The organism is Labrys miyagiensis (assembly GCF_030160835.1).
GTDB classification, from domain to species: domain Bacteria; phylum Pseudomonadota; class Alphaproteobacteria; order Rhizobiales; family Labraceae; genus Labrys; species Labrys miyagiensis.
The window spans coordinates 75,726-99,879 of record NZ_BSPC01000066.1; the positions used below are offsets into that span (position 1 = coordinate 75,726).

The window sequence follows — 24,154 nt, forward strand, 5'->3', positions numbered from 1 at the left end:
GGTCTGAAGACCGGCACACCGGATTACCGCGTTGCCCTCGCAAAAATGAGACACGCATTCAGGATGCTGCCCAGAGTCTCGCGGATCGGCTGGGCATAGGCGGCGTCAAAGGGCACCGGCCAATTGGCCTCCGAGACCTCACCCAGCGGCTCCTCGATATAGCTGCGGCAGGCGAGCTCCATCTGCACGGCATGCACGCCCTTGTCCGGCTGTCCCAGGCTGCGGGTGATGTAGCCGCCCTTGAAGCGCCCGTTCATCACCGTCTCGCGGCCGCTGGCGGTGCAGAGCGCCTCAATCGTGCCGGCGAGCGTCGGATGGCAGCTCCCGCCGCTGTTGGTGCCGATGTTGAATTGCGGCAGCGTGCCCTCGAACAGGCGCGGGATGACCGAGCGGATCGAGTGGCAGTCATAGACGGCGAGGGTGGGATGACGGCCCTTCAGCCGTGCGATCTCGTCGGCGAGAGCCTGATGGTAGGGATCGAACCAGGTGGCCCGGCGCTGCGCGATCTCGTCCTTGTCAGGCGTGCCGCCATCCTTGTAGAGCGGCTCGCCGTCGAAGCTGGTGCTGGGGCAGAGTTCCGTCGTTGCCTGGCCGGGATAGAGCGAGACGCCGGAGGGATCGCGGTTGACGTCGATGACCGTGCGCGAGATCGCGGTGCGTACGATGGTGGCGTCGAGCGCGGCGGCGAAATCGTAGAGGGTCTCGATCCACCAGTCGGTGTCCTTGCGGGCGAGCCAGGGCGAGACCAGCTTCGCCTCGATCTCGGCCGGGATCTCGGTGCCCGTATGCGGGATGCTGACGATCAGCGGAGCCTGGCCCTGCCGTATCTCGAGCCAGTCGGGCCTGCTCATGCCGCATCCTCCACCACATGGGCCAGCATCGTCGCGCCGGCGGCGGCCTGGGCGGCACCGCTCCAGATCAGGGCAGTGGCGGCCTCGATATCGGGCGCAAAATGCCGGTCGTCGGTCAGATGCGGCACCCGGGCCCGCAGCGTGGCGCGCACGCGCTCCAGCGCATCGCTGGAGGCGAGCGGGGCGTGGAAGTCGCAGCCCTGTGCGGCGGCGAGATATTCGATGCCGATGACATTGGCTGTGTTGCGGCTCATCTCCAGGAGGCGGCGGGCGCCGTGGGCGGCCATGGAGACATGGTCTTCCTGGTTGGCCGAGGTCGGAATCGAATCGACGCTGGCGGGATAAGCGCGCTGCTTGTTCTCGGAGACGAGGGCGGCGGCCGTGACCTGCGGAATCATGAAGCCGGAGTTGAGGCCGGGCTTGGGCGTCAGGAAGGCCGGCATGCCCGACAGAGCAGGATCGACCAGCATGGCGATGCGCCGCTCGCTGATCGAGCCGATCTCGCACAGCGCCATGGCGATCATGTCGGCGGCGAAGGCCACCGGCTCGGCGTGGAAATTGCCGCCCGAGATCACCTCGCCCGTGTCGGTGAAGACGAGCGGATTGTCGGTGACGCCATTGGCCTCGATCGCCAGCGTGTCGGCCGCCTGGCGCAGCAGGGTGAGGCAGGCGCCCATCACCTGGGGCTGGCAGCGCAGGCAATAGGGGTCCTGCACGCGCTCGTCCCCGACGAGATGGGAGGCGCGGATGGCGCTGCCGGCCATCAGCTCGCGCAGCGTGTCGGCAACCTCGGCCTGGCCGCGATGGCCGCGCACGGCATGGATGCGGCGATCGAAGGGGCCGTCCGAGCCCCTGGCGGCGTCGGTGGACAGGGCACCGGTCACCAGCGCGCCCTGGAAGACACGTTCGGCCAGGAACAGGCCGGCAAGGGCGAGGGCGGTGGATACCTGCGTGCCGTTGAGAAGGGCGAGACCTTCCTTGGGGCCGAGCACCAGCGGCTGCAGGCCGGCCTGAGCCAGTGCTTCGGCGGCCGGGACGCGCTTGCCGGCGACAAAGAACTCGCCGACGCCCATCAGCGCCGCCGTCATATGGGATAGGGGTGCGAGATCGCCCGAGGCGCCAACCGAACCCTGGCCCGGAATGACCGGCACCAGATCCTTGGCGAGGCAGCCGCGCAGAGCCTCGACCGTCGACCATTGCACGCCGGACGCGCCCTGCGTCAGGCTGCCGAGCTTCAGCGCCATGATCAGGCGCACGACATCGGCGGGCAACGGCTCGCCGACACCGGCGGCATGGGAGAGCACGATATTGCGCTGGAGGATGGCGAGGTCCGCATTCTCGATGCGCACGCTCGCAAGCTTGCCGAAGCCGGTGTTGATGCCATAGACCGGCTCGCCCTTGGCGATGATGGCGGCAACGGCCTGAGCGCTCGCCTCGACCTGCGGGCGGCAGCCCTCGTCCAGCGTGACGGGCGCGCCCTGGTAGATGGCGCGCCAGGTCGCAAGCGAAACCTTGCCCGGACGCAGCAAAACGGGGTTCATGACTGGCCTCTCCAGATACGTTGATGCAGGGGATTGAAACCAAGCCGGTAGACGAGCTCGGCCGGGCGCTCGATGTCCCAGATGGCGAGATCGCAGGACTTGCCGGCCTCGAGCGTGCCGATCTCGCCGAGCTTGCCGAGCGCCTTGGCGGCATTGCGGGTGAAGCCGGCGATGCATTCGTCCACCGTCATGCGGAAGAGCGTCGCCGCCATGTTCATGGTGAGCAGCGGCGAGGTCAGCGGCGAGGAGCCGGGATTGCAGTCGGTGGCGATGGCCATCGGCACCTGGTGGGCACGGAAGGCCGCTATCGGCGGCTGCTTGGTCTCGCGGATGAAATAATAGGCGCCCGGCAGGATCACGGCCACGGTGCCGGCGGCGCTCATGGCGGCGGCACCGTCCTCATCGGTATATTCGAGATGGTCGACCGAGAGCGCACCATATTCGGCCGCAAGCCTGGCGCCGTGCAGGTTGGAGAGCTGGTCGGCATGCAGCTTTAAGGGCAGGCCTGCCTGTTTGGCCAAATCGAAGACGCGCCGGATCTGGTCGGGCGAGAAGGCGATGCCCTCGCAGAAGCCGTCGACCGCATCGGCGAGCTTCTCGGCGATCACGGCGGGCAGCATCTCCCGGCAGACGAGATCGATATAAGCATCCTTGTCGCCCTTGGCCTCGACCGGCAGGGCATGGGCACCGAGGAAGGTGGTGTTGACGCCGACCTTGCGCTCGTGGCCGAGCCTGCGGGCCGCGCGCAGCATGGCGCATTCGGTCTTCGTATCCAGGCCGTAGCCCGACTTGACCTCGACAGTGGTAACGCCTTCACCGATCAGGTGGTCGAGGCGGGGCAGGGCGCTGGCGACCAGCTCGTCCTCGCTGGCGGCGCGCGTGGCGCTGACGGTGGAGACGATGCCGCCGCCCGCCCGAGCGATCTCCTCATAGCTGGCGCCCTCGAGACGAAGCTCGAATTCGCGGGCGCGGTCGCCGCCGAAGACGAGATGGGTGTGGCAGTCGATCAGGCCGGGCGTGATCCAGCGGCCCTGGCAATCGGTGGATTCTGCCTTGCTGATCTCGGTGGGAAGCTCACTTTCGGGGCCGGCGAAGAGGATACGGCCATCCCGGGCCGCAATCACGCCCTTCTCGACGATACCGAGGCCGGGCGTACCCTCGGCCAGGGTGGCAAGGCGCGCATTGCGCCACAGATGAAGCCCTTCGCTGCCTTCCGACATCGTCCTCTCCGCCCTGATGAAGTTGGGAGATCATGTATAGACATATTTGTTGACGTGCAAGCCTGAAGATGGGAGTTTAACGCTCGGCGAGGGGAGGCTACACCATGAGCGTGGCGCAAGACGAGGGCGGACAGGCAAGACCCCAGACCCTGCATCAACGCATTCTGGGCGAGCTCGAAAACCGCATCGTCTCCGGCGAGTGGCCACCCGGCCATCGCATTCCCTTCGAGACCGAGCTGACCGAGATCTATGGCTGCTCGCGCATGACGGTGAACAAGGTGCTGACCCAGCTTGCCGCGGCCGGCCTGATCGAGCGGCGGCGCAAGGCCGGCAGCTTCGTGGTGCAGCCGCGCAGCGAGGCGGCGGTGCTCGCCATCCACGGCATCGAGGCGGAGGTGCAGGCGCTCGGCCTGCCTTATCGCTACGAGCTCCTGGTGCGGCGTCGCCGCAAGGCGAAGCCGGCGGAAATCCTGCACCTCAATCTCGATGCCGATACGTCGTTCCTGTCCCTGACCAGCCGTCATTTTGCCGGCGATGCGCCCTTCTGCCTGGAGGAACGCCTGATCAACCTGGAGGCGGTGCCGCAGGCCGAGCAGGCCGATTTCGCCACAGAGCCACCGGGCGTCTGGCTGCTCAGCCATGTGCCCTGGACGGTGGCCGAGCATCACATCAAGGCGGTGGGCGCCCGCGGAGAGGCGGCCTCGCTGCTGGCCCTCGACGCCGGCGCGGCCTGCCTGGTGGTGGAACGCCAGACCTGGCGGGGCGAGCCGATGGTGACGGCCGTGCGCTTCACCTATCCGGGCGAGCGGCATCAACTGGTGGCGCGCTTCTCGCCGTCATAGGGAGAACGTGCGGACAGAGGCGCGACCTAATCCTTCCCCGACTGTTGGGGAAGTCGCGCACACAAGTGTGCGCCGGGACGAGCGCAGCGAGGTCCGAAGGGGTAGGGTGGCGTCTACCTATCCAAAAAATAGGCAATGTCGCGCCACTCTCCCCCTTCCGTCATTTCTTCGAAATGCCACCTTCCCCGCAGTCGGGGAAGGACTAGGTCGCGCCTCGCCCTTCGAAGTCAGCGCGGACTTCAGGCGCCATCATCAACAATCGCTCACGCCTCCACATTCACCAGCCCCATCATGCCGAGATCCTCATGTTCGAGGATGTGGCAGTGATACATGCGCGGGCCCGGCAGGTCCTGGCGCAGCAGGATGCGCACCGTTTCGCCGCGCCGGACATTGACGGTATCCTTGAGCGCCCGGAAGGCGGGCTTGGTCACCTTACCCTCGCTCTCCCGCTCGACGATCTGGAACTGGGTGCCATGCAGGTGGAAGGGATGGTCCATGTCGGCCTGGTTGGCGATCTCCCAGAGCTCGACCTGCCCTGCCTTCGAGACGACGTCGACACGGTTCATGTGGAAGGCGGCGCCGTTGATCAGGAAGCCCATTTCCATGCCACCGGCGCCCATCGACATCGTCTCGGTGAAGACGAAGCGCCGGGTGACGGCCGGCGGGCCGAGGTCGGGGATGGGCCGGAGACGGCCGGGCAGGGGAGGCTGCGAGGGGCCTCGGTCCTCGGAGACCCGAACGGTCAGAAGATCCTTGCCGGCCTCCTCGGGCCGGTTCGGACCCATCCAGCCGCGGTCGTAACCGAGGGTGCGCAGGCTCATGGTACCCGGCTTGTCGAAACGGGCGACGATCTCCAGCCGTTCCGCCGGCGCGAGGAAGAGTTCGTCGGCATCGGCGACGGGCGTTTCCAGCAGGCCGCCGTCGGAGCCGATCAGCGTGAGGCTGGCGCCGGCAAGCGACAGGCGCAGGAAGCGGGCATTGGTGGCGTTCAGCAAGCGGAAGCGTCGAAATTCGCCCACCGCCACGGTGAGCACGGGATTCTTCTGCCCGTTGACCAGCACATGGTCGCCGACACGCCCATTCATCAGGTCCGCCATGGTGCTCTCAGGCAGGGTGCCGTCGGCGGCAAGGCGGAGATCCGTAAAGACGAAGAGCGTGTCGCCATAGCTGGCGGGAATAGGATCGTCTTTTGCCTTGACCAGGAAGGCGCCGGCCAGGCCACGATAGACTTGGCTGGCGGTCTTGCCGTGTGGATGAGGATGATACCAATAGGTTCCGGCGCTGCCCTTCGGCGGCTCGAAGCTATAGGTCTGCTCGGCGTCCGGCAGGACCGGGCTCACCGGATTGCCGTCCTGGTCGGCGGGCACGGGCAGGCCATGCCAATGGATGGTGCTCTCCTGGTCGGGCAGGCGGTTGCGGAAGGTGATGCTGACGCGGTCGCCCTCGAAGACCTCGATCACCGGCCCAGGGGTGATGCCGTTATAGGCGAGGATTGGCGTCTCCAGACCAGGCACGAAGCTGGTGCTGGCCGGTGCGGCCGTGAGCTCGGCCTCGAACACACCCGCTTGCTGCGAGCGGCTGGCGAGACGCGGCAGCTCGCGCAGAGGCGCACCTTCGGGAAGTGCCGGCGCCGCGGTGAGCGTTTGGTCGCCGCCGCCCATGTCCATGCCCGGCATGGCGTGCATGGAGTGATCAGGCTGCTGCGCGGCGACGGGCCGCAACAGGGACAGCATCGCCGCTCCCGCCAGAAGAAAACTGCGCCGGTTCATTCCCTGCATGCTCCTGCCTTGCACCTTGCCGATGCGGTCTCCCGCTTTGATTCCCGTGACGTTGCACCTTCCCATCATGGCAAGGTCAAGTGAACATTGCAGGACGGGCGAGGGAAGGCGGGCCATGCCGGCCAGGCGGGCAAGCCCTTGCTGCAAATGTGATATCGCCTCTGGACATGGCCCCTGACGAAGGGAATAACAACCTTCGTCCACGCTTCACGACGAGCGGGATTCGGCCATGGCCGTATCAAGGGTTCCGGGGGAAACGCGATGAAATATATTCTCTTGCTGGTGCCATGCGTGCTGGCACTTCTGACGCCGCTTTACAACAGCATCGATCCCGTGCTGTTCGGCCTGCCATTCTTCTATTTGTATCTGCTCGCACTGGTGCCGATCTCATCGCTGTTCGTCTACCTCGCCTGGAAGGTGGAACGCTGATGTTCGACAATTTGAACTGGACGGCAGCAGCAGTCTTCGTTTTCTTCTTCGCGGTGGTGACCATCATCGGTTTCGTGGCGGCGCGCTGGAAATCGGGGGATCTCAGCCAATTGCATGAATGGGGCCTGGGCGGGCGTCGCTTCGGCGCCTGGATCACCTGGTTCCTGCTGGGCGGCGACCTCTACACCGCCTATACGGTGATCGCCGTGCCCGGCGTGATGTACGCCCTCGGCGCCTATGGCTTCTTCGCCGTCCCCTACACGATCCTGATCTATCCGCTGGTCTTCCTGATCATGCCGAAGCTGTGGAACGTCACGCACCGGAACCACTATCTCACTGGCGCTGACTTCATCGCCGGGCGCTACGGCAATCGTTGGCTCGAACTGGCGGTGGCGTTCACCGGTATCCTGGCCACCATGCCCTATATCGCGCTTCAGCTGGTGGGCATGGAGAAGGTGATCGGCGCTCTCGGCTTCAAGGCCGAAGGCATGGCTTCGCATGCCCCGCTGACCATCGCCTTCATCATCCTGGCGCTCTACACCTATAAGAGCGGCCTGCGTGCGCCGGCCATGATCGCCTTCGTCAAGGACATCATGATCTACATCTTCGTCATCGCGGCGGTGATCGTGATTCCGGCCAAACTCGGCGGCTATGGCGCGGTCTTCGATGCCGCCAAGACGGCCTACGATGCCAAGATCGCCACGGCAGTTGCCGCCGGCAAGCCGGCGCCGGCGATCGGCCTGACCCTCGCACCGTCGCAGATCTGGATGTTCATCTCGCTCTCGGTCGGCTCGGCCATGGCGCTGTTCATGTATCCGCACGCGATGACCGGCACCCTCTCGGCCTCGAGCCCCGATGTGATCCGCCGCAATGCGGTGACGCTGCCGGCCTATTCGCTGGTGCTGGGCCTGATCGCCCTGCTCGGCGTGATGGCGCTTGCCGCAGGGATCCAGACGGCCGATCCGCAGCAGGCTGTGCCGCTTCTCGTCTTGAAGATGTTCCCGGACTGGTTCGCCGGCTTCTGCTTCGCCGCCATCGCCATCGGCGCCCTGGTGCCGGCGGCGGTGATGTCGATCGGTGCGGCCAACACCTTCACCCGCAATGTCTGGAAGCCCTTCATCGAGCCGGATATCTCGCCCGAGAAGGAATCCTACCTCGCCAAGCTGATGTCGCTGATCGTCAAGGTCGGCGCCCTCGTCGTCATCATCTGGCTGCCGACGCAGTTCGCGCTCGACCTGCAATTGCTCGGCGGCGTCTGGATGATCCAGATCTTCCCTGCTGTCGTCGCCGGCCTCTATACGCGCTGGTTCAATGGCTGGGCCTTGCTGATCGGCTGGGCCGTGGGCATGCTGGTGGGCAGCTATCTGTCCTGGGGGCCGACCGCCCTCACGCCTGCTGTGTCGATCTATGGCACCACCTTCTATATCGGCCTGGTCGCGGTGGTGCTCAATTTCGTCGTGTCGGTCGTGCTGACCATGGTGCTCGGTTCCACGGCATCGGACGAAACCGAGGCTTCCGACTATGAGGACGCTGCCGCCGTTCGCTGAGGCGGTCTTATAACGAAGGGGCCCGGTGCTTGCGCCGGGCCCTTTGCATTGTGGAAGTTGGAGCGTTGCCCTTTCAGATGGAGGCGCATCGTCATTCCGGCTGGAGCGTATCCTCACAAGCTCCGCTTGTGAGGATACAGTCGCCCGGAATGACGCCGCGCGCCATTCTGATCGAATATCGTTCAATACAATCCACCGATGCGATGGTGCCGCTTTTGTCGGCAATGTGAACAAGCAATGGGTTGTAGGATGCCCTCTGGCGGGTCTAGTTTGTCGGACCATTCCCTCCCAGTTTGTCCCTTTCTACCCTTCGGAGCTGTTATGACTTACGTCGCTGATGAAGCACGCTACACCACCATGCAATATCGCCGCACCGGCCGCTCCGGGCTCGATCTGCCCGCGCTCTCGCTCGGCCTGTGGCATAATTTCGGTGGCGACGTGCCCTTCGAAAATGCGCGTGCCCTCTGCCGCAAGGCCTTCGATCTCGGCATTACCCATTTCGACCTCGCCAACAATTACGGCCCGCCGCCCGGCTCGGCCGAGGAAACCTTCGGGCGTATCCTGAAGACCGACTTCGCCCATCACCGCGACGAACTGGTGATCTCCACCAAGGCCGGCTACTACATGTGGCCCGGCCCCTATGGTGAATGGGGCAGCCGCAAATATCTGCTCTCCAGCCTCGACCGCAGCCTCAAGCGCATGGGCCTGGAGACGGTCGACATCTTCTATTCCCACCGCTTCGACCCGAAGACGCCGCTCGAAGAAACCATGACCGCCCTGCATGACGCGGTGAAGCAGGGCAAGGCGCATTATGCCGGCATCTCCTCCTACAGCGCGGCGCGCACCAGGGAGGCGGCCGCCATCCTCAAGAGCATGGGCACGCCGCTGCTCATCCACCAGCCGAGCTATTCGATGATCAACCGCTGGGTCGAGGACGACAAATTGCTCGACCAGCTCGAAGCCGATGGCGCCGGCTGCATCGCCTTCACGCCGCTGGCGCAGGGCCTGCTCAGCAACAAATATCTCAACGGCATTCCCGCTGACAGCCGCGCCGCCGCCGGCAAGTCCCTCTCGCCGACGCAGCTCAATGAAGGCAACATCGCCCGCCTGCGCGGCCTCAACGAGATCGCTGGCAAGCGCGGCCAGTCGCTGGCGCAGATGGCGATCGCCTGGGTGCTGCGCGATCCGCGCATGACCTCGGCCCTGATCGGCGCCAGCCGGCCCGAGCAGATCGAGGACTGCGTCGCCGCTCTCAAGAACTCCTCCTTCGAAACGGCCGAACTCGCCGAGATCGACCGTTTCGCGCAGGAGGGCGGCGTCAATCTCTGGTCTGCGTCCAGCAAGAGCTGACGGCGGGTGGCGGGGCACTCCCGCCCTTCCGTTTCCGGCGGCGATCGCTAAGCTCCTCATTGGAAGCGGTCGCCGGGGCTCAGCCTTTATGAAATCCATCCTGTTCTACTGCCTGGCCGCGCTCGGCGAGATTGCCGGCAGCTATGTTTTCTGGGGCTGGTTGCGCCTCGGCAAGCCGGCCTGGTGGCTTCTTCCCGGCGTCGCGTCGCTGATCGTCTTCGCCGTGCTGCTGACGCGCATCGACAGCGATGCCGCGGGACGGGCCTATGCGGCCTATGGCGGCATCTACATCGCCGCCTCGCTGCTCTGGCTCTGGCGGGTGGAGGGCGTGCGGCCGGATGCGTGGGACTTGGCTGGCGCGGCCCTGTGCCTCGCGGGCATGGCCGTCATATTGTTCGCGCCGCATCGGGCATAGCTGGGAGCGCGGACGTCCTAGTCCGCTCTTGGAACCGATGTGCTTTACGACAGAGGAAGAGCGGACGAGGACGTCCGCGCTCCCAGCGGCCGGCGCTCCCTGCTACGTCCTCATCCTCGCCGAGCGCCCATACAGCAGCAGCATGGCGACGATCGTCGCGCCGTAGATTACCTGCCGGCCGGCTTCCGGCATCTGGACGATGGCGAGAATGGATTGCAGCAGCGTGATCAGGATCACGCCGGCCACCGTGCCGAGATAGGTGCCACGCCCACCCAGGATCGAGGTGCCGCCGAGCACCACGGCGGCGATGGCGGGCAGGAGATAGGGATCGCCCATGCCCTGGTACGCCTTGGTGGAATAGCCCGCCAGCAGCACGCCGCCGAAAGCCGACAGCGCGCCGGAGATCACGAAGGCCAGCACCACGATGCGACGCGTGTGCACGCCCGAGAGATAGGCGGCCCGCTCGCGGTTGCCGATGGCATAGAGCGCACGGCCGAAGGTGGTGCGCTTGAGGACGAAGACGGTGGCGGCGCCGATCAGCACCCAGATCCAGAGCGGATTGGGAATACCGCCGATCAGCCGGCCGGTGGCGAGGTCATGCATCGAATCCGTCGACATGTCCTGCGGCGCCGCGCCGCCGGTGCGCACCACCATCAGGCCCTGCATTACCGCATTGGTGCCGAGGGTGAAGATCATCGAGGGCACCCGCAGATAGGCGACGCCGATGCCGTTGACCAGTCCGAACGCCATGCCGCTGAGAATGCCGACGGGAATGGCGAACACCGGGCCCCATGCGCCCCAGCCGGCCGCCGCCGTCGACATCATGGCGCCGATGGTGATCAGCCAGGGAATGGAGAGGTCGATCTGGCCGAGCAGGATCACCAGCATCATGCCGGTGGCGGCCATGGCCAGGAAGGAGCCGACCTGGAGCTGCTGCAGGAGATATTCCGGCGAGAGGAAGCTCGAGGAATAGAGGCTGCCGACCAGAAGCAGCACGACGATGCAGGCGAAGGCCGTGACGACGGCGAGGTCGACGCCTTGCAGGAAGGCGGGCAGGCGCGATGGGGGCTTGGAGGTGTCTTGCTGACTCATCGCATCACCCGAAGAGATCGAGACGGTTCTTGATCTGCAGGAGGCGGAAGGAGCCCATGCAGACGGCGATGAGCAGCACCACGCCGAGGAACAGCGGCTGCCAGAGCGGATCGAGATCGAAGACGAAGAGGAGGTCGTTGATGGTGCGGAAGATCAGCGCCCCGAAGATGGCGCCCACCGCGCTGCCAGTGCCGCCGAACAGCGAGACGCCGCCCAGCACCACGGCGGCGATCGAATTCAGCGTATAGGTCGAGGCATTGGCGGAGGAGGCTTCGCCCGAATAGGTGAAGAAGGTCAGCATCAGCCCGCCCATGGCTGCGAACAGGCCCGACAGGACATAGGCCATGAACTTGGCCGTATTGGTCGGCACGCCCGACATGTAGGCGGCTACTTCCGAGGAGCCGACGGCATAGACCGAGCGACCTAGCATCGAGCGGCGGAAGGGCACCCAGACCACCAGCATGACAGCGATCAGCACCAGGAGGCTCGCCGGCAAGCCGCCCCAGAGCTGGCCCGTCAGGGCGTCGGCGAGGTCGCCATTCACATCGCCGCCCGGGTCGGGGCGCAGCCAGAGCGCCAGGCCGAAATAGATGGCGCCGGTGGCGATGGTGGTGACGATCGGCTGCAGGCGGCCGAAGATCACGATGGCGCCGTTGATGGCTCCGCAGACGACGCCGGTGGCGAGTACTCCGAGGAGCCCGAGCCCGGTCATGGCGGGCGAACCCACCACGATCCAGGAGGCCAGGCAGTTGGTGAGGATGAAGATGGTGCCAACGGAAAGGTCGATGCCGGCCGTCAGCACGACGAAGGTCTGCGCCACCGCGAGCAGGGCCAGCAGCACGCCCTTGTTGGCGGCCGTCTGCACCACATTGGCCGAGAAGCCCGCCTCGTGGTTGGCCGTGTAGATGGCAAACATCACCACGAAGACCAGGGCAGCCAGCAGCGTGCTCCTGTGTTCGGCAAATTTGTAGCGCCAGTCACTCACGCGTTCACTGCCGGCTTTTGGCCGGCCTCCCCGTTCTCGGCGGTGATGTTGAGGGCGCTCGAGATCAGCGCGTTCTCGGTGATTTCGCGGCCCGTCAGTTCGCGCCGCACGGCCCCTTCATAGAGCACCAGCACACGGTCGCAGCAGCCGATCAGTTCGTCGTAATCGGTGGAATAGAGCAGGATAGCCGCGCCCTTGTCGGCAAGATGGCGCAGGAGCTGGTAGATCTCCGCCTTGGTACCGACATCGATGCCACGCGTGGGATCGTTGAGCAGGATGATGCGCGGTGACACCATCAGCCATTTGGCGATCACCACCTTCTGCTGATTGCCGCCCGAGAGCGCGGCGACGGGAATGTCGATGCCGGCCGTCTTAATGGCGAGCAGCTTCACCATCTCGGCGATCGCCTGCTTCTCCGCCGCCCGGTCGATCAGCCCGGCCTTCGAGATGCGGCTGAGCGAGGCGAAGGAGAGGTTGTCGCGCACCGACATCGGCAGCATCAGGCCCTCGGTCTTGCGATCCTCGGGGATGAGCGCCATGCCGATCTCCGGCTTCTTGGCCGTGCTGGGGCTGGCGATCGAGACCCGCTTGCCTTCGACGCGGATCTCGCCGGTGGTGCCGCGCAGCACGCCGAACAGCGCCAGCAGCAATTCGCGCTGGCCCTGGCCGTCGAGCCCGCCGAGGCCGACGACTTCGCCGGGACGGACGGCGAGCGAGATGTTCTTGAGCCGGTCCGCCCAGGTGAGATCCTTCACCTCGAGCAGCGGCTTGACGGCCGGCGAGGGTGGCGGGGGCTTTACGGGAAAGACGTGACTGTATTCGCGGCCGATCATCATCTCGATGACCTCGTTGTCGGTCTTGGTGCCGGCCTTGAAGGTGGCAATGTTGCGCCCGTTGCGGAACACGGTGCACTCATCGGCGAGCTCCTCGATCTCCGCCATGCGGTGCGAGATGTAGAGCAAGGCCAGCCCTTCCGAGCGCAGGCGTTTGAGCACGCCGAAGATCTTGGTGACGTCGGCAGCCGTCAGGGCCGAGGTCGCCTCGTCGAGGATGAGGATGCGCGGCTTGCGGGCGAGGGCCTTGGCGATCTCGACCATCTGCCGGCGCGAGAGCGGCAGATCCTTGATCGGCGCGAGCGGATGGATGTCCTCGGCGCCGGCGCGCGCCAGCCATTCCTCTGCCAGGCGACGTTGTGCGCTGCGGTCGATCAGGCCGAAGCGGCGCGGCGGGGCGTCGATGAAGATGTTGTCGGCCACCGAGAGGTCGGGGACCAGCGAGAGCTCCTGGAAGATGCAGACGATGCCGTTCTGCTTGGCGGCGGCCGGGCCGGAGAAGCGGATGTCCCGCCCTTCGAGGCTGAGCAGTCCTTCATCCGGCTGCACGACGCCGGAAAGGATCTTGATCAGGGTCGACTTTCCCGCCCCGTTCTCGCCGAGAATGGCGTGGATGCGCCCGGCCTCGATGGTCAGCGAGGCCTTTTCGAGCGCAGCGACACCGCCATAGCGTTTGGAAATACCTTCCATCCGAAAGAGCGGTACCGTTTCGACCATCAGGCGAACTCCGTACAGAACGAGTGAGTGTCCTCCCGGTAGGGGAAGAACGCGGCGGAAGAGACGGTCACGACCGAAGCTGGGACCGCAGGCGTCTCGCCCGCCTTTTCCTTGCCGGCACGCGCGGCGGTTCCAAGAGCAGGCGAGACGCCTGCGGTCCCAGGAGCGCCACGACCGCCGCGCCCTTGTTCGGAGTGCCGGTCTTCAGACCGGCACGGAACCTGAGCCTTCTCAAGCAAGGCAGAATGGCGGTCGCAGACCGCCACTCCATCCCTACTGCTCCGACTGCCCCATGATTTCCTGGGCCGTGAAGTTGATGCCGCAGGTTGGGAAAGCGTTGCCGACGAAGAAATTATCCGTCTGCTTGGAATAGAGGTTCTCGCCGTCCTTGAAGTCGGGATCTTCGACATGGGCGAGAGGCAGCTTGATCGCCTGCGGCACCACGTCGCCCTGCAGGGCGGTGATCGCCGTCTTGATCGCCACGGCGACCTGCGCCGGTCCCGTACCGCCCGAGGCGCATTTCAGGCCCGCTCCAGCATTGGCGGCGCACAGCTTTCGGAAGCCGTTCTCGGTTTCCGCGCCGGCCGGCACGAAGGGGTGCTTGGCATCGATGAAAGCGCGCACCATGCCGGTGGAACCGCCCTGCGCGGTCATGCCGTCGAAGTGCTTGTGCACGGCAATGGCATCGGCCGTGACTTTCTGGGCCGTGCCGTCATCCCATTTGCCGACGACCTCGACGGTGTTGAAGGGCTTGCCCGACGCCTTGAGAACCTCCTGGATGCCGTCGTGCCGGTCGGTATCGACGGAAGTCCCGGCCACGCCCCGCACTTCCAGGATGGTACCGCCATTGGGAACGTTCTGGACCAGCCATTTGCCCCAATATTCGCCCAGGCCCTTCTGGTCGACATTGACGTTGATGATATCCTCGCTGTCGACCGTGTTGTCGAAGGCGACAAGCACCACGCCGGCATTCTGGGCGCGCTTGATCACCGACTTGAAGGCGGTGGGGTTCTGGGCGTCGATAACCACGGCGTCATAGCCGGAATCGATGAAATTGTTCACCGCCGCGATCTGGGCGGCGATATCCTCGCCCGTCGAGACCACCTTGAATTCCTTGAGATTGGCCTTCACGTCCGCCTGATCGGCATAAGCCTTGGCCGTCTTGATCATCTGGATGCGCCAGGTGTTGCCGATGAAGCCGTTGGCGAGCGCGATGCGATAGGGGCCCTTCTTGGCCGGGAACTTGAAGAACTTGGTCTTGTCGGTCCAGGGCACGAAGCACGCGGCATCCTTGCTCGGCCCGGCGACGACCTCAGGGCCGGCGGCGGAGGCGGCGGCGGTGCCGAGCAGCAGCCCGGCCAGCGCGGTGCAGGCGAGTGAAAGTGTGGCGATAGAACGTTTCATAGAAAGCTCCCTCGGTTTTGCACGGACAGATATCGTGCGATTCAGGCGTTTCCTGTTCCACCTTCCGGAGCTTCTTGTGCGGCCCTGCGGCAATGCCGCGTCGGGCCGGGATTGTCCGGTTCGGGTGAAGATCGGCAATCTGGATGACCGACGGCCTTAAGTTACGCCGCTTGTTCCAGCCTCTTGTCAATTGTCCGACTAATAAATGAAGAGCGCTTACATTTCAATGATTATAAGGGAGGTATCATGGTGTAGTTTCAGGATAACATTTGCCCCGACTGGGCCGCCGGAGTTGGGCCAAGCAACGCTGCCATGGCACGCATCGGCCTCGCACAACTTCGTGATCTGGCGCCCGAGCTTGGACTGGCAGGCGTCAGCCCACCAGCTTACTGCCAGCGATCCACAAGCCCCTGGTCGCCAGTGCCTCGTCGAGATGGACGAGGTCGGCGCGAAAGCCCGGCGCCAGCCGGCCCCGGTGGCGGTCGAGCTTGAGGAACTGCGCGGGGTAGAGGCTTGCCATGCGCAGCACCTCGCCGAGATCGATGCCGAGATGGTCGACGCTGTAGCGCACGGCATGGTCCATGGTGAGGTCGGAGCCCGCCAGCGTGCCGTTGTCGAGCGTCAGCGCGCCGTTGCGGCGGGTCACCTTGCGACCGTTGAGGTAGAAGACGTCCTTGGGGTCCCCGGCGGTCGGCATGGCGTCGCTGACCAGGAAGAGCCGGCCGGGCGCGCGTTTGGCCCTGAGCGCCAGGCTCAGCGTGCCGCGGTGCACATGGTGGCCATCGGCGATGATGCCGGCCCACAGGCCGCCATGGTCGAGCGCCGCGCCAGTGACGCCGGGCTCGCGGTTCTGCAGAGGCGACATGGCGTTGAAGAGATGGGTGATGCCGGTAGCCCCCGCATCCGCCGCCGCCATCGCCGTGTCGTAATCGGCATCGGTATGGCCGAGGCTGACGATGACGCCGCCCTCGGCAAGCCGGCGGATCAGGCGGTTCGGCGCATTTTCCGGCGCGACTGTGAGTAGGATCGTCTCGATGCCGCAGCCGAGGATGAGATCGACATCCTCCTCCGTAAGCGGGCGGATCAGCGCCGGATCATGGGCGCCCTTGCGCGCCACGGAGAGATAGGGGCCCTCGAGATGGATGCCGGCTATGCCGGGCACGCCCTCGGTGATCGCGGCTTTCGCCGCTTCGATCGCCAGCTTCATCCCCTCGGGCTTATCGGTGATGTAGGTCGGCAGCAGGGCCGTCGAACCATGCTTGCGATGGGCGGCCGCGATGGCGCCGAGCGTGTCGACATCCGGCGTCTCATTGAACAGGCGCCCGCCGCCGCCATTGACCTGCGCATCGATGAAGCCCGGGGCGACCAGGCCTGACGGTAAGGTGGTAACGGCCGCGTGCGAGGGCACATCGGAACGCGGCACCACCGCCGCGATCGTCTCGCGCTCGATCAGCAGCGCATGATGATCGAGGAAGGTTTCGCCGTTGAACAGGCGCGGCGCGATGAGGGCTTCGAGGCTCATCAAATCGTCTCCGTCACCTTGCGCAGCCGGCTTGGGCGGTCGGGGTCGTGGCCGCGCCCACGCGCGACCTTCTCGGCCAGGCCGTAGAAGGAGACCAGCATGGCGAGAGGGTCGAGCAGGGCATGGCCCGAGCTCTTGAAGGGCAGGCTGTTGCCGCCCGCCACGAAGACGTTGGCGCCTGCCCCGCGCATGCGTTCGATCGCCTCGCCCATGGCCGTGAAGGCCGCATCCCGCGGGCGGAAGGCGAGCACTGGAAAGCCGGCGTCGACGAGTTGCAGCGGCCCATGCATCACCTCGGCGCCGCTATAGGCCTCCGCATGCAGCACCGCGGTTTCCTTCAGCTTGAGGGCGGCTTCCTGCGCGATCGGGAAGGCGGGGCCGCGGCCGATGACATAGGCCGACTGGGCCTTCTCGAACACCGGCAGGGCTGCATCCCAATCGGCGGTGAGCGCTGCCTCGAAGGCGGCGGGCAGGTCGCGTACGCCCTGCTGCAGGGCCTTGTCCTGATGCCATTCGGCCACCAGCGCTGCCAGCACGGCGGCGGAGCTCAGGCAGGTCTTGGTGGCTGCCACGCTTTTCTCCGGCCCTGCATGCAGCGGCAGCACCGCATCCGCCTCGGCCGCGAGCGGGGAGGAGGCATCGTTGACGATGGCGACCGCGAAGGCGCCTGCCTCCCTGGCCCGCGCCTGCAGGGCGACGATATCGGGGCTCTTGCCCGATTGCGAGACCGAGACGACCACGGCGCCCTTGAAACGCAGCGGCGCCTTGTAGATCGAGGCCACCGATGGGCCGACGGAGGCGACCGGGACGCCCGCCAGGATCTCGCTGAGATATTTGAAGTAGCCGGCGGTGTTGTCGGAAGAGCCGCGGGCGCAGGTCACGGCATAGGCCGGCGAGAGCTCGCGCAGGCGCGCGCCAATCCTCTGGAGATTGCTGCTCTCGGCATCGAAGAAGCGGGCGAGGGCGGCGGGCGCCTCGGCGATCTCCGCCGCCATCAGGGTTGAGGGTGCGTCGGCAGGCGAGGTCATGGTGCCACCTTGGGGGTGTGGTTGGGCAGGAGAGGACTCAGCCTTAGCGGGCATTCCGCCAGACTTCAAACATTTGCAGACTTCCGTCCTTCACCCCTGCGTGGGCGATGCCTGGAAGTCCTGCTTGGCCAGCCGGAACGCCCCGTCGAGCGCATCGCCCTTGGGCTCGATCAGGACGTCGTCATAGCGTGTCGGCAGGAACGGGCGATAGGGTGCGGCGAGGCCTCCCATCAGGGCGATGCGGGGCGCTCCCAGATGGATCAACCGGTCCAGCATGCCCACGATCGAGCCGATGGCATGGCCGATCAGATGGTCCGCGACGCCGTCGCCGCCCGCCGCCCGGAACACCAGCGGCGCGAAGCTGCCATAGTCGCGCGGGGTGGCGGTCTGGCTCCACAGCACCGCCTCGCTGGGATCGTCGTGGAAGCGCGCCATGATCAGGCGCGTGAGATCGGAGGACGGCGCGAGGGCATCGATGCTGAGGATGGCGGCGCGGATCGCCGCGCGCCCGAGAATGGCGCCGGAGGCATCGTCGGACAGGGCAAAGCCCCACCCCCCGACGGTGGTCTCCTTGCCGGCCACCAGCGCCAGGCCCTGGGAGCCGGTGCCGAGGATCAGGATGCCGCCATCCTCGCCGGCATGGGCGCCGAGGCAGGCGGTGACGGCGTCGGAAGCCAGCGCAAGCGACTGGTACCCAAAGGGAAAGCTGCGAATACCATCGGCGAGCGCGGGAACATTGGCGCCCGACAGGCCCATGCCGGCATGCACCTCGGCCTTGGCGTCGGGCGAAAGGCCTGCCGCTTCGAGCGCCTTTTCCCCAGCCTCGGCGATGGCCGGGGCAGTAATCGCGGTGCCGAGCGTGAGATTGGACGAGCCTGACAAGCCTTCGCCAAGAATGCGCCCGTTTTGGTCGCTAAGACGAGCACGGGTATTGGTTCCACCGCCATCAACAGCCAGAAAATAAGGGCCCGACATCTATTTCTCCGTGCGGCGGCACAATTCTTGCAATCGATGATAAGCGCTGGAATCGCTCCCGCAAACTGACTGCATCGAGGGCGATTCACTACAGTGCTGCCTCATAATAAGGCAAATTCCATTCTATGCATTTTAACCAGTAAATTATGCGCCGGGAGCACTCGCATGTGAGGGGGAGTTGGGTTAAGGAGCACGGTCTGAAGATCAACCATCGAGACGTAGCCCATGAAGTCACCGTTGCAGAATAAGCTCTATTCGGCCGAAGCAGCCCTTGCGGTAGCGGACGATACGGCGAAGCTCCCGGAGGCAACGGGAGACGCGCGCTCTTTCCGCGACCTTATTCTGGCAAAACTGACTTACGCCGTCGGCAAGGACCCGATCGTTGCCCGCGACCATGACTGGCTGCGCGCCGTGAGCCTGGCGCTGCGCGACCACATCGTCGACCGTTGGATGGCAACCACGCGCGGTGTCTATCGCATGGGCGGCAAGCGCGTGTACTACCTCTCGCTGGAATTCCTCATCGGCCGCCTGCTCAAGGACGGCCTCAACAATCTCAGCCTTCTGAACACGGCCCGCGAGGCGCTGGCCTCCGTCGGCGTCGATCTCGACATGATCGCCGAGATGGAGCCCGACGCAGCGCTGGGCAATGGTGGCCTTGGCCGCCTCGCAGCCTGCTTCATGGAGAGCATGGCGACCGTGGGCGTGGCCGCCTATGGCTATGGCATCCGCTACGAGAACGGCCTGTTCCGCCAGAACATCGTCGATGGCTGGCAGACGGAATCGCCCGAGAACTGGCTGCAGAACGGCAATCCCTGGGAGTTCCCGCGCCGCGAAGTCGCCTATGAGGTCGGCTTCGGCGGTGCCGTGGAGGCGACCGACGGCTGGGACGGCTCGGCGGTGCACTCCTGGAAGCCGGCGGAAACCATCCTCGCCGTCGCCCACGACACCCCGGCGGTAGGCTGGCGCGGCAACCGAGTCAACACGCTGCGCCTGTGGTCGGCCCGTTCGCTCGATCCGATTTCGCTCGACGCCTTCAATGCCGGCGACCATATCGGCGCTCTTGCCGACCGCACCAAGGTGGAGTCGATCTCCCGCGTACTCTACCCGGCGGATTCGACCCCGGCCGGGCAGGAACTGCGCCTGCGCCAAGAATATTTCTTCACCTCCTCCTCGCTGCAGGACATCGTCCGCCGCCATCTCCAGCAGCATCGCGACATCAAGACGCTGCCGACCAAGGCGGCGATCCAGCTCAACGATACGCATCCGGCCATTGCCGTGGCCGAGATGATGCGCATCCTCATCGACATCCATTCGCTGAGCTGGGCTGATGCCTTCGCCATCACGCGCGAGACGGTCTCCTACACCAACCACACGCTGCTGCCCGAAGCGCTCGAAACCTGGCCGGTGCCACTGATCGAACGCCTGCTCCCGCGCCACATGCAGATCATCTACGCCATCAATGCCCGCGTGCTGACCGAGGCCCGTGGCAGCGGCGCCTCGGATGCGATGATCTCGGCCGTCTCGATCATCGACGAGACGCATGGCCGCCGCGTGCGCATGGGCAACCTCGCCTTTGTCGGCTCGCACAAGGTCAACGGCGTCTCGGCCCTGCATTCGGACCTGATGAAGGAAACCGTGTTCCGCGACCTCAATGCGCTGTTCCCGGGCCGCATCACCAACAAGACCAACGGCATCACGCCGCGCCGCTGGCTGATGACGGCCAATCCCGGCCTCACCACGCTGCTGCGCGAGACGATCGGCGATGCCTATCTCGACGATGCCGAGAAGCTGAAGGCGCTAAATCCCTTCGCGAAGGACTCGTCGTTCCAGGAGCACTTCGCCGCCGTCAAGCACGCCAACAAGGCGCGCCTCGCCAAGATGATCCAGCAGACCGTCGGCCTCAGGGTCGACCCCTCGGCAATGTTCGATGTGCACATCAAGCGCATCCACGAATATAAGCGCCAGCTTCTCAACATCCTCGAGACGATCGCGCTCTACAACGCCATCCGCGCCCATCCCGAGCGCGACTGGGCGCCACGCGTGAAGATCTTTGCCGGCAAAGCGGCGGCGAGCTACACCAGCGCCAAATACATCATCAAGCTGATCAACGACGTCGCGAAGGTGGTGAACTCGGATCCGGCCGTGCGCAACCTGCTCAAGGTCGTGTTCATGCCGAATTACAACGTCAGCCTCGCCGAGGTGATCATCCCGGCCGCTGACCTCTCCGAGCAGATCTCCACCGCGGGCCTGGAAGCCTCGGGCACCGGCAATATGAAGTTCGGCCTCAACGGCGCGCTCACCATCGGCACGCTCGACGGCGCCAATGTCGAGATGAAGGAGCATGTCGGCGACGACAACATCTTCATCTTCGGCCTCAAGGCCAATGAGGTTGAGGATCGCAAGCGCGCCGGTCGCAATCCCTCCGACAACATCGCCGCTTCGCCGATCCTGCATGAAGTGCTGGATTCGGTTGAATCGGGCGTGTTCTCGCCGACCGACCGCGAGCGCCATCGCGGCACCGTGCAGTCGCTGCGTTCCAGCGACTGGTTCTTCGTCACCGACGATTTCGACGCCTATGGCGCTATGCAGCGCAATGTCGACGCTCTCTGGGCGGACAAGGCGGCCTGGCGCGAGAAGGCCATCCTCAACGTGGCGCGCATGGGCTGGTTCTCCTCCGACCGCACCATCCGCGAATATGCGGACGAGATCTGGGGCGTGCCGACCTTGTCGGTCGAGTAAACCGGGCACCAACTGCGAATAAGCAGGGCCTCTTTCCACCCAGGAAGAGGCTTTTCTTTTGGGGTGCAGCACGCCGCCAGCCGCAACCCCAGATCGATACGCCACCTTTCGTGGACGAGCGTCCCAAGCAGCCTGAACAGCCGGAGCAGCCTCAGGTCGATACACCTGCCTTCCGTAAGGAAGGGGAGAACGCCGGCGACAATGGCGGTGGCCATCCGGACCTTCCACCACCGCGCGATGAAGGCAACAATGGTGCCGGAGACGACAATGGTGGGGGCCATCCCGACATGCCGCCACCGCGCGATGACGCTGGTGATGGTGATTCCAACTGAACGGACGCGAGGGAAAGATGTCCCGGAGCTTGGGTTAGCTTCCGCAATGTTGCATGTTTAGCCACGGAGAAGGCTCGCCGCTGCATAACTGCACTTGCAACTTAACTGTGTTTTCCTTGTCTGCGTTTAATCGTTGACCGATCCGGCAAAACCCCTAGCTTGTCCCCCAAGAGGCCCGGCGAAGAATGTCTGGCCTGTGGTAAGAACGGCGTCAGCCGTCAAGGCGAGAGGTGGTAGCGGCGTGGCAAAGAATACCAAGACGAGCGCTTCACCGTCCAAGGTGGAAAAGCCGGCTCCCCTGGCGAAGAAGCCTGCTGCCGAGAAGGCGGAAGCTTGGCGTTTGCCGGAGGTGGAGATCGCGGCGCTTGCGGCCGGGCGTCATCACGATCCTTTCGCTGTCCTCGGCCCGCATAACACGCCGGACGGCCTGGTGATCCGCGCCTTCGTCCCCAATGCCGAAAGCGTCTTCGTCGTATCACCCGAACTCAAGGAGCCGGTGGCGCTGCAGCGGCGCCATGATGACGGCGTCTTCGAAGGCCGTGCTGCGGGTGCGGGCCGCGCCTATCATCTCCACGCAGCCAATGCGGGCGGGGAATGGGATGTCGAGGATCCCTATCGTTTCGGGCCGCTTCTCGGCCAGGTGGACGATTACCTCTATGTCGAGGGCACGCATCTCAGGCTCTGGGACAAGCTCGGCGCACGGCCTGTTCATCACGAGGGCGTGGACGGCGTACATTTCGCCGTCTGGGCGCCCCATGCGCGCCGGGTTTCCATCGTCGGCGACTTCAACAATTGGGATGGCCGCCGCCACCCGATGCGCAAGCGCATCGATACCGGCGTCTGGGAGATCTTCCTGCCCGGGGTCGGCGCCGGCGCCTATTACAAATATGAGATCATCGGCCCCAATGGCGCCCTGCTGCCCCTGAAGAGCGATCCGTTCGCCTTCGCAACTGAACTGCGGCCCGGCACGGCCTCGCGCGTTCTGTCGGCGGAGCCCTTCGCCTGGACGGACCAGCAATGGATAGAGGATCGTGCCCGGCGTGATGCCCGCAAGGCGCCGATGTCGACCTATGAGGTGCATCTGGGCTCCTGGAAGCGCGGGGATCACCAGCGTTTCCTCAGTTATGACGAGTTCGCCGACCAGCTCATCACCTACGTGGCCCATATGGGCTACACCCATATCGAATTGATGCCGGTGAGCGAGCATCCGCTCGACGCCTCCTGGGGCTACCAGCCGACGGGCCTGTTCGCGCCCACCAGCCGCTTCGGCTCGCCCGAGGGCTTTGCGCGCTTGGTCAACAAGGCGCATGAGGCCGGCATCGGCGTCATCCTCGATTGGGTGCCGGCGCATTTCCCGACCGACTCGCATGGTCTCGCCTGGTTCGACGGTGGCGCGCTCTATGAACATCCCGATCCGCGCCGGGGCTTCCATCCCGACTGGAATACGGCGATCTATGATTTTGGCCGCCGCGAGGTCGCGAATTTCCTGATCGCTAATGCGCTGTTCTGGCTGGAGCGCTTTCATATCGACGGGCTGCGCGTTGATGCCGTCGCGTCGATGCTCTACCTCGACTATTCGCGCAAGGCCGGTGAATGGATCCCCAACATCCATGGCGGGCGCGAGAACCTCGACGCCATCGCCTTCCTCCAGCGCATGAACAAGGAAGTTTATGCCGCCCATCCCGGCGTGATGACGATCGCCGAGGAATCGACCGCCTGGCCGGGCGTCTCCAAGCCCGTGCATGATGGCGGCCTCGGCTTTGGCTTCAAGTGGAACATGGGCTTCATGCACGACACGCTCGATTACATGGAGCGTGAGCCGATCTATCGCCAATACCACCATGACGATCTGACCTTCGGCCTGATCTATGCGTTTGCCGAGAATTTCGTGCTGCCGCTCTCCCATGACGAGGTGGTGCACGGCAAGAATTCGATCGTGAACAAGATGTCGGGGCTGGAGGGCGACAAATTCGCGACGCTGCGGGCCTACTACACCATGATGTGGGCCTATCCCGGCAAGAAGCTGCTGTTCATGGGCCAGGATTTCGGCCAGCGCCGCGAGTGGAACGAGAATGTCGGGCTCGACTGGGACCTGATGCAATATGGACCGCACAGGGGCCTGAGCGATCTCGTACGTGATCTCAACCATCTCTATCGCGGGCGCCCGGCTCTTCATGAACGGGACTGCGAGGGCGACGGCTTCGAGTGGATGGTGGTGGACGACAACACCAACTCTGTTTTCGCCTGGGCGCGCTATGCGTCCAACGTCGCCCCTATCGTCATGGTTGCCAACCTGACCCCGGTGGCCAGGGACGACTACGTTCTGCCTTTGCCCCTGAAGGGGCAGTGGCGTGAACTGCTCAACACAGATTCCGAACGCTATTTCGGCCTCAATCGCGGCAATCTCGGCAGCATCCATGCCCAGGAGGGGGACTGGAAGGGCAAGCCGGCGATGGCCAGGATCAACGTGCCGCCTCTCACCGCCATTCTCCTGGAATGGGCGGGGAACTAGCAAGAACATGGCGCGTTGGGAGCGACCTCCCGGTGCGCCAGT

19 protein-coding genes are annotated in these 24,154 nt (G+C 65.1%); 8 read left to right on the forward strand and 11 right to left on the reverse strand.

Annotation, left to right across the window (positions count from 1 at the left end; all coding sequences use genetic code 11):
* Positions 1-23: 23 nt before the first annotated feature.
* From hutG to hutI, 3 genes are read right to left on the reverse strand one after another with little or no spacing between them, the layout of a single operon-like run.
* The gene (gene hutG, locus QQL24_RS28600; RefSeq protein ID WP_284315712.1) at positions 24-851 is read right to left on the reverse strand and encodes an N-formylglutamate deformylase; all 828 of its coding nucleotides are present in this window, start codon (positions 849-851) and stop codon (positions 24-26) included.
* Complete coding sequence (gene hutH, locus QQL24_RS28605) at positions 848-2,392, reverse strand: histidine ammonia-lyase (protein ID WP_284315713.1); 1,545 nt, start codon at positions 2,390-2,392, stop codon at positions 848-850. Before hutH ends, hutG begins: the two co-directional genes overlap by 4 nt.
* Positions 2,389-3,612 (reverse strand): imidazolonepropionase, encoded by a 1,224-nt coding sequence (gene hutI, locus QQL24_RS28610; RefSeq protein ID WP_284315714.1) that lies wholly within the window; start codon positions 3,610-3,612, stop codon positions 2,389-2,391. The genes hutH and hutI overlap by 4 nt, the downstream gene beginning before the upstream one ends.
* Positions 3,613-3,716: 104 nt before the next feature.
* Here hutI and hutC point away from each other — a divergent pair, with 104 nt between their 5' ends.
* Positions 3,717-4,454: a histidine utilization transcriptional repressor HutC gene (hutC, locus tag QQL24_RS28615; RefSeq protein ID WP_284315715.1), complete on the forward strand. Its 738-nt coding sequence runs from the start codon at positions 3,717-3,719 to the stop codon at positions 4,452-4,454.
* A gap of 263 nt (positions 4,455-4,717) precedes the next feature.
* Here the strand turns inward: hutC and QQL24_RS28620 are convergent, their stop codons facing one another.
* Positions 4,718-6,223: a multicopper oxidase family protein gene (locus tag QQL24_RS28620; RefSeq protein WP_284315716.1), complete on the reverse strand. Its 1,506-nt coding sequence runs from the start codon at positions 6,221-6,223 to the stop codon at positions 4,718-4,720.
* Between the two features lie 270 nt (positions 6,224-6,493).
* Here QQL24_RS28620 and QQL24_RS28625 point away from each other — a divergent pair, with 270 nt between their 5' ends.
* The 4 genes from QQL24_RS28625 to QQL24_RS28640 all read left to right on the forward strand — a co-directional run bounded on the left by QQL24_RS28625 (position 6,494) and on the right by QQL24_RS28640 (position 9,973).
* Positions 6,494-6,661, forward strand: coding sequence for a DUF3311 domain-containing protein (locus QQL24_RS28625; protein ID WP_284315717.1), 168 nt, complete (start codon positions 6,494-6,496; stop codon positions 6,659-6,661).
* On the forward strand, positions 6,661-8,208 hold the full coding sequence (mctP, locus tag QQL24_RS28630; protein WP_284315718.1) for a monocarboxylate uptake permease MctP: 1,548 nt from the start codon (positions 6,661-6,663) through the stop codon (positions 8,206-8,208). Before QQL24_RS28625 ends, mctP begins: the two co-directional genes overlap by 1 nt.
* Positions 8,209-8,529: 321 nt before the next feature.
* Positions 8,530-9,558, forward strand: a complete 1,029-nt coding sequence (mgrA, locus tag QQL24_RS28635) for an L-glyceraldehyde 3-phosphate reductase (protein ID WP_284315719.1) — start codon at positions 8,530-8,532, stop codon at positions 9,556-9,558.
* A gap of 88 nt (positions 9,559-9,646) precedes the next feature.
* On the forward strand, positions 9,647-9,973 hold the full coding sequence (locus QQL24_RS28640) for a YnfA family protein (RefSeq protein WP_284315720.1): 327 nt from the start codon (positions 9,647-9,649) through the stop codon (positions 9,971-9,973).
* Positions 9,974-10,075: 102 nt separating this feature from the next.
* Here the strand turns inward: QQL24_RS28640 and QQL24_RS28645 are convergent, their stop codons facing one another.
* The 7 genes from QQL24_RS28645 to QQL24_RS28675 all read right to left on the reverse strand — a co-directional run bounded on the left by QQL24_RS28645 (position 10,076) and on the right by QQL24_RS28675 (position 18,529).
* A complete protein-coding gene (locus QQL24_RS28645) occupies positions 10,076-11,065 on the reverse strand; it encodes an ABC transporter permease (RefSeq protein ID WP_284315721.1) in 990 nt (329 codons plus the stop codon).
* Between the two features lie 4 nt (positions 11,066-11,069).
* The gene (locus QQL24_RS28650) at positions 11,070-12,050 is read right to left on the reverse strand and encodes an ABC transporter permease (RefSeq protein WP_284315722.1); all 981 of its coding nucleotides are present in this window, start codon (positions 12,048-12,050) and stop codon (positions 11,070-11,072) included.
* Positions 12,047-13,600 carry a sugar ABC transporter ATP-binding protein gene (locus QQL24_RS28655; protein ID WP_284315723.1) on the reverse strand — a complete coding sequence of 518 codons (1,554 nt, stop codon included), beginning with the start codon at positions 13,598-13,600 and terminating at the stop codon, positions 12,047-12,049. The genes QQL24_RS28650 and QQL24_RS28655 overlap by 4 nt, the downstream gene beginning before the upstream one ends.
* A 273-nt stretch (positions 13,601-13,873) precedes the next feature.
* Positions 13,874-15,004: a sugar ABC transporter substrate-binding protein gene (locus QQL24_RS28660; RefSeq protein ID WP_284315724.1), complete on the reverse strand. Its 1,131-nt coding sequence runs from the start codon at positions 15,002-15,004 to the stop codon at positions 13,874-13,876.
* 373 nt (positions 15,005-15,377) lie between these two features.
* The gene (gene nagA / locus QQL24_RS28665) at positions 15,378-16,529 is read right to left on the reverse strand and encodes an N-acetylglucosamine-6-phosphate deacetylase (protein WP_431310769.1); all 1,152 of its coding nucleotides are present in this window, start codon (positions 16,527-16,529) and stop codon (positions 15,378-15,380) included.
* A complete protein-coding gene (locus QQL24_RS28670) occupies positions 16,526-17,554 on the reverse strand; it encodes an SIS domain-containing protein (protein WP_284315726.1) in 1,029 nt (342 codons plus the stop codon). The genes nagA and QQL24_RS28670 overlap by 4 nt, the downstream gene beginning before the upstream one ends.
* A 90-nt stretch (positions 17,555-17,644) precedes the next feature.
* Positions 17,645-18,529: a glucosamine kinase nucleotide-binding domain-containing protein gene (locus QQL24_RS28675; protein ID WP_284315727.1), complete on the reverse strand. Its 885-nt coding sequence runs from the start codon at positions 18,527-18,529 to the stop codon at positions 17,645-17,647.
* A gap of 225 nt (positions 18,530-18,754) precedes the next feature.
* Between QQL24_RS28675 and QQL24_RS28680 the strand changes: the two genes are divergently transcribed.
* The 3 genes from QQL24_RS28680 (at position 18,755) to glgB (ending at position 24,112) form a co-directional block, all read left to right on the forward strand.
* The gene (locus tag QQL24_RS28680) at positions 18,755-21,268 is read left to right on the forward strand and encodes a glycogen/starch/alpha-glucan phosphorylase (RefSeq protein WP_284315728.1); all 2,514 of its coding nucleotides are present in this window, start codon (positions 18,755-18,757) and stop codon (positions 21,266-21,268) included.
* Between the two features lie 110 nt (positions 21,269-21,378).
* Positions 21,379-21,600 (forward strand): hypothetical protein, encoded by a 222-nt coding sequence (locus QQL24_RS28685; RefSeq protein ID WP_284315729.1) that lies wholly within the window; start codon positions 21,379-21,381, stop codon positions 21,598-21,600.
* Positions 21,601-21,898: 298 nt separating this feature from the next.
* Positions 21,899-24,112 carry a 1,4-alpha-glucan branching protein GlgB gene (gene glgB, locus QQL24_RS28690; RefSeq protein WP_284315864.1) on the forward strand — a complete coding sequence of 738 codons (2,214 nt, stop codon included), beginning with the start codon at positions 21,899-21,901 and terminating at the stop codon, positions 24,110-24,112.
* Positions 24,113-24,154 lie beyond the last annotated feature (42 nt).

Bases quoted from the DNA above. Each gene is read 5' to 3' on its own strand.
- hutG (WP_284315712.1), bottom strand. From the start codon at position 851: ATGAGCAGGCCCGACTGGCTCGAGATACGGCAGGGCCAGGCTCCGCTG.
- hutH (WP_284315713.1), bottom strand. From the start codon at position 2,392: ATGAACCCCGTTTTGCTGCGTCCGGGCAAGGTTTCGCTTGCGACCTGG.
- hutI (WP_284315714.1), bottom strand. From the start codon at position 3,612: ATGTCGGAAGGCAGCGAAGGGCTTCATCTGTGGCGCAATGCGCGCCTT.
- hutC (WP_284315715.1), top strand. From the start codon at position 3,717: ATGAGCGTGGCGCAAGACGAGGGCGGACAGGCAAGACCCCAGACCCTG.
- QQL24_RS28620 (WP_284315716.1), bottom strand. From the start codon at position 6,223: ATGAACCGGCGCAGTTTTCTTCTGGCGGGAGCGGCGATGCTGTCCCTG.
- QQL24_RS28625 (WP_284315717.1), top strand. From the start codon at position 6,494: ATGAAATATATTCTCTTGCTGGTGCCATGCGTGCTGGCACTTCTGACG.
- mctP (WP_284315718.1), top strand. From the start codon at position 6,661: ATGTTCGACAATTTGAACTGGACGGCAGCAGCAGTCTTCGTTTTCTTC.
- mgrA (WP_284315719.1), top strand. From the start codon at position 8,530: ATGACTTACGTCGCTGATGAAGCACGCTACACCACCATGCAATATCGC.
- QQL24_RS28640 (WP_284315720.1), top strand. From the start codon at position 9,647: ATGAAATCCATCCTGTTCTACTGCCTGGCCGCGCTCGGCGAGATTGCC.
- QQL24_RS28645 (WP_284315721.1), bottom strand. From the start codon at position 11,065: ATGAGTCAGCAAGACACCTCCAAGCCCCCATCGCGCCTGCCCGCCTTC.
- QQL24_RS28655 (WP_284315723.1), bottom strand. From the start codon at position 13,600: ATGGTCGAAACGGTACCGCTCTTTCGGATGGAAGGTATTTCCAAACGC.
- QQL24_RS28660 (WP_284315724.1), bottom strand. From the start codon at position 15,004: ATGAAACGTTCTATCGCCACACTTTCACTCGCCTGCACCGCGCTGGCC.
- QQL24_RS28670 (WP_284315726.1), bottom strand. From the start codon at position 17,554: ATGACCTCGCCTGCCGACGCACCCTCAACCCTGATGGCGGCGGAGATC.
- QQL24_RS28675 (WP_284315727.1), bottom strand. From the start codon at position 18,529: ATGTCGGGCCCTTATTTTCTGGCTGTTGATGGCGGTGGAACCAATACC.
- QQL24_RS28680 (WP_284315728.1), top strand. From the start codon at position 18,755: ATGAAGTCACCGTTGCAGAATAAGCTCTATTCGGCCGAAGCAGCCCTT.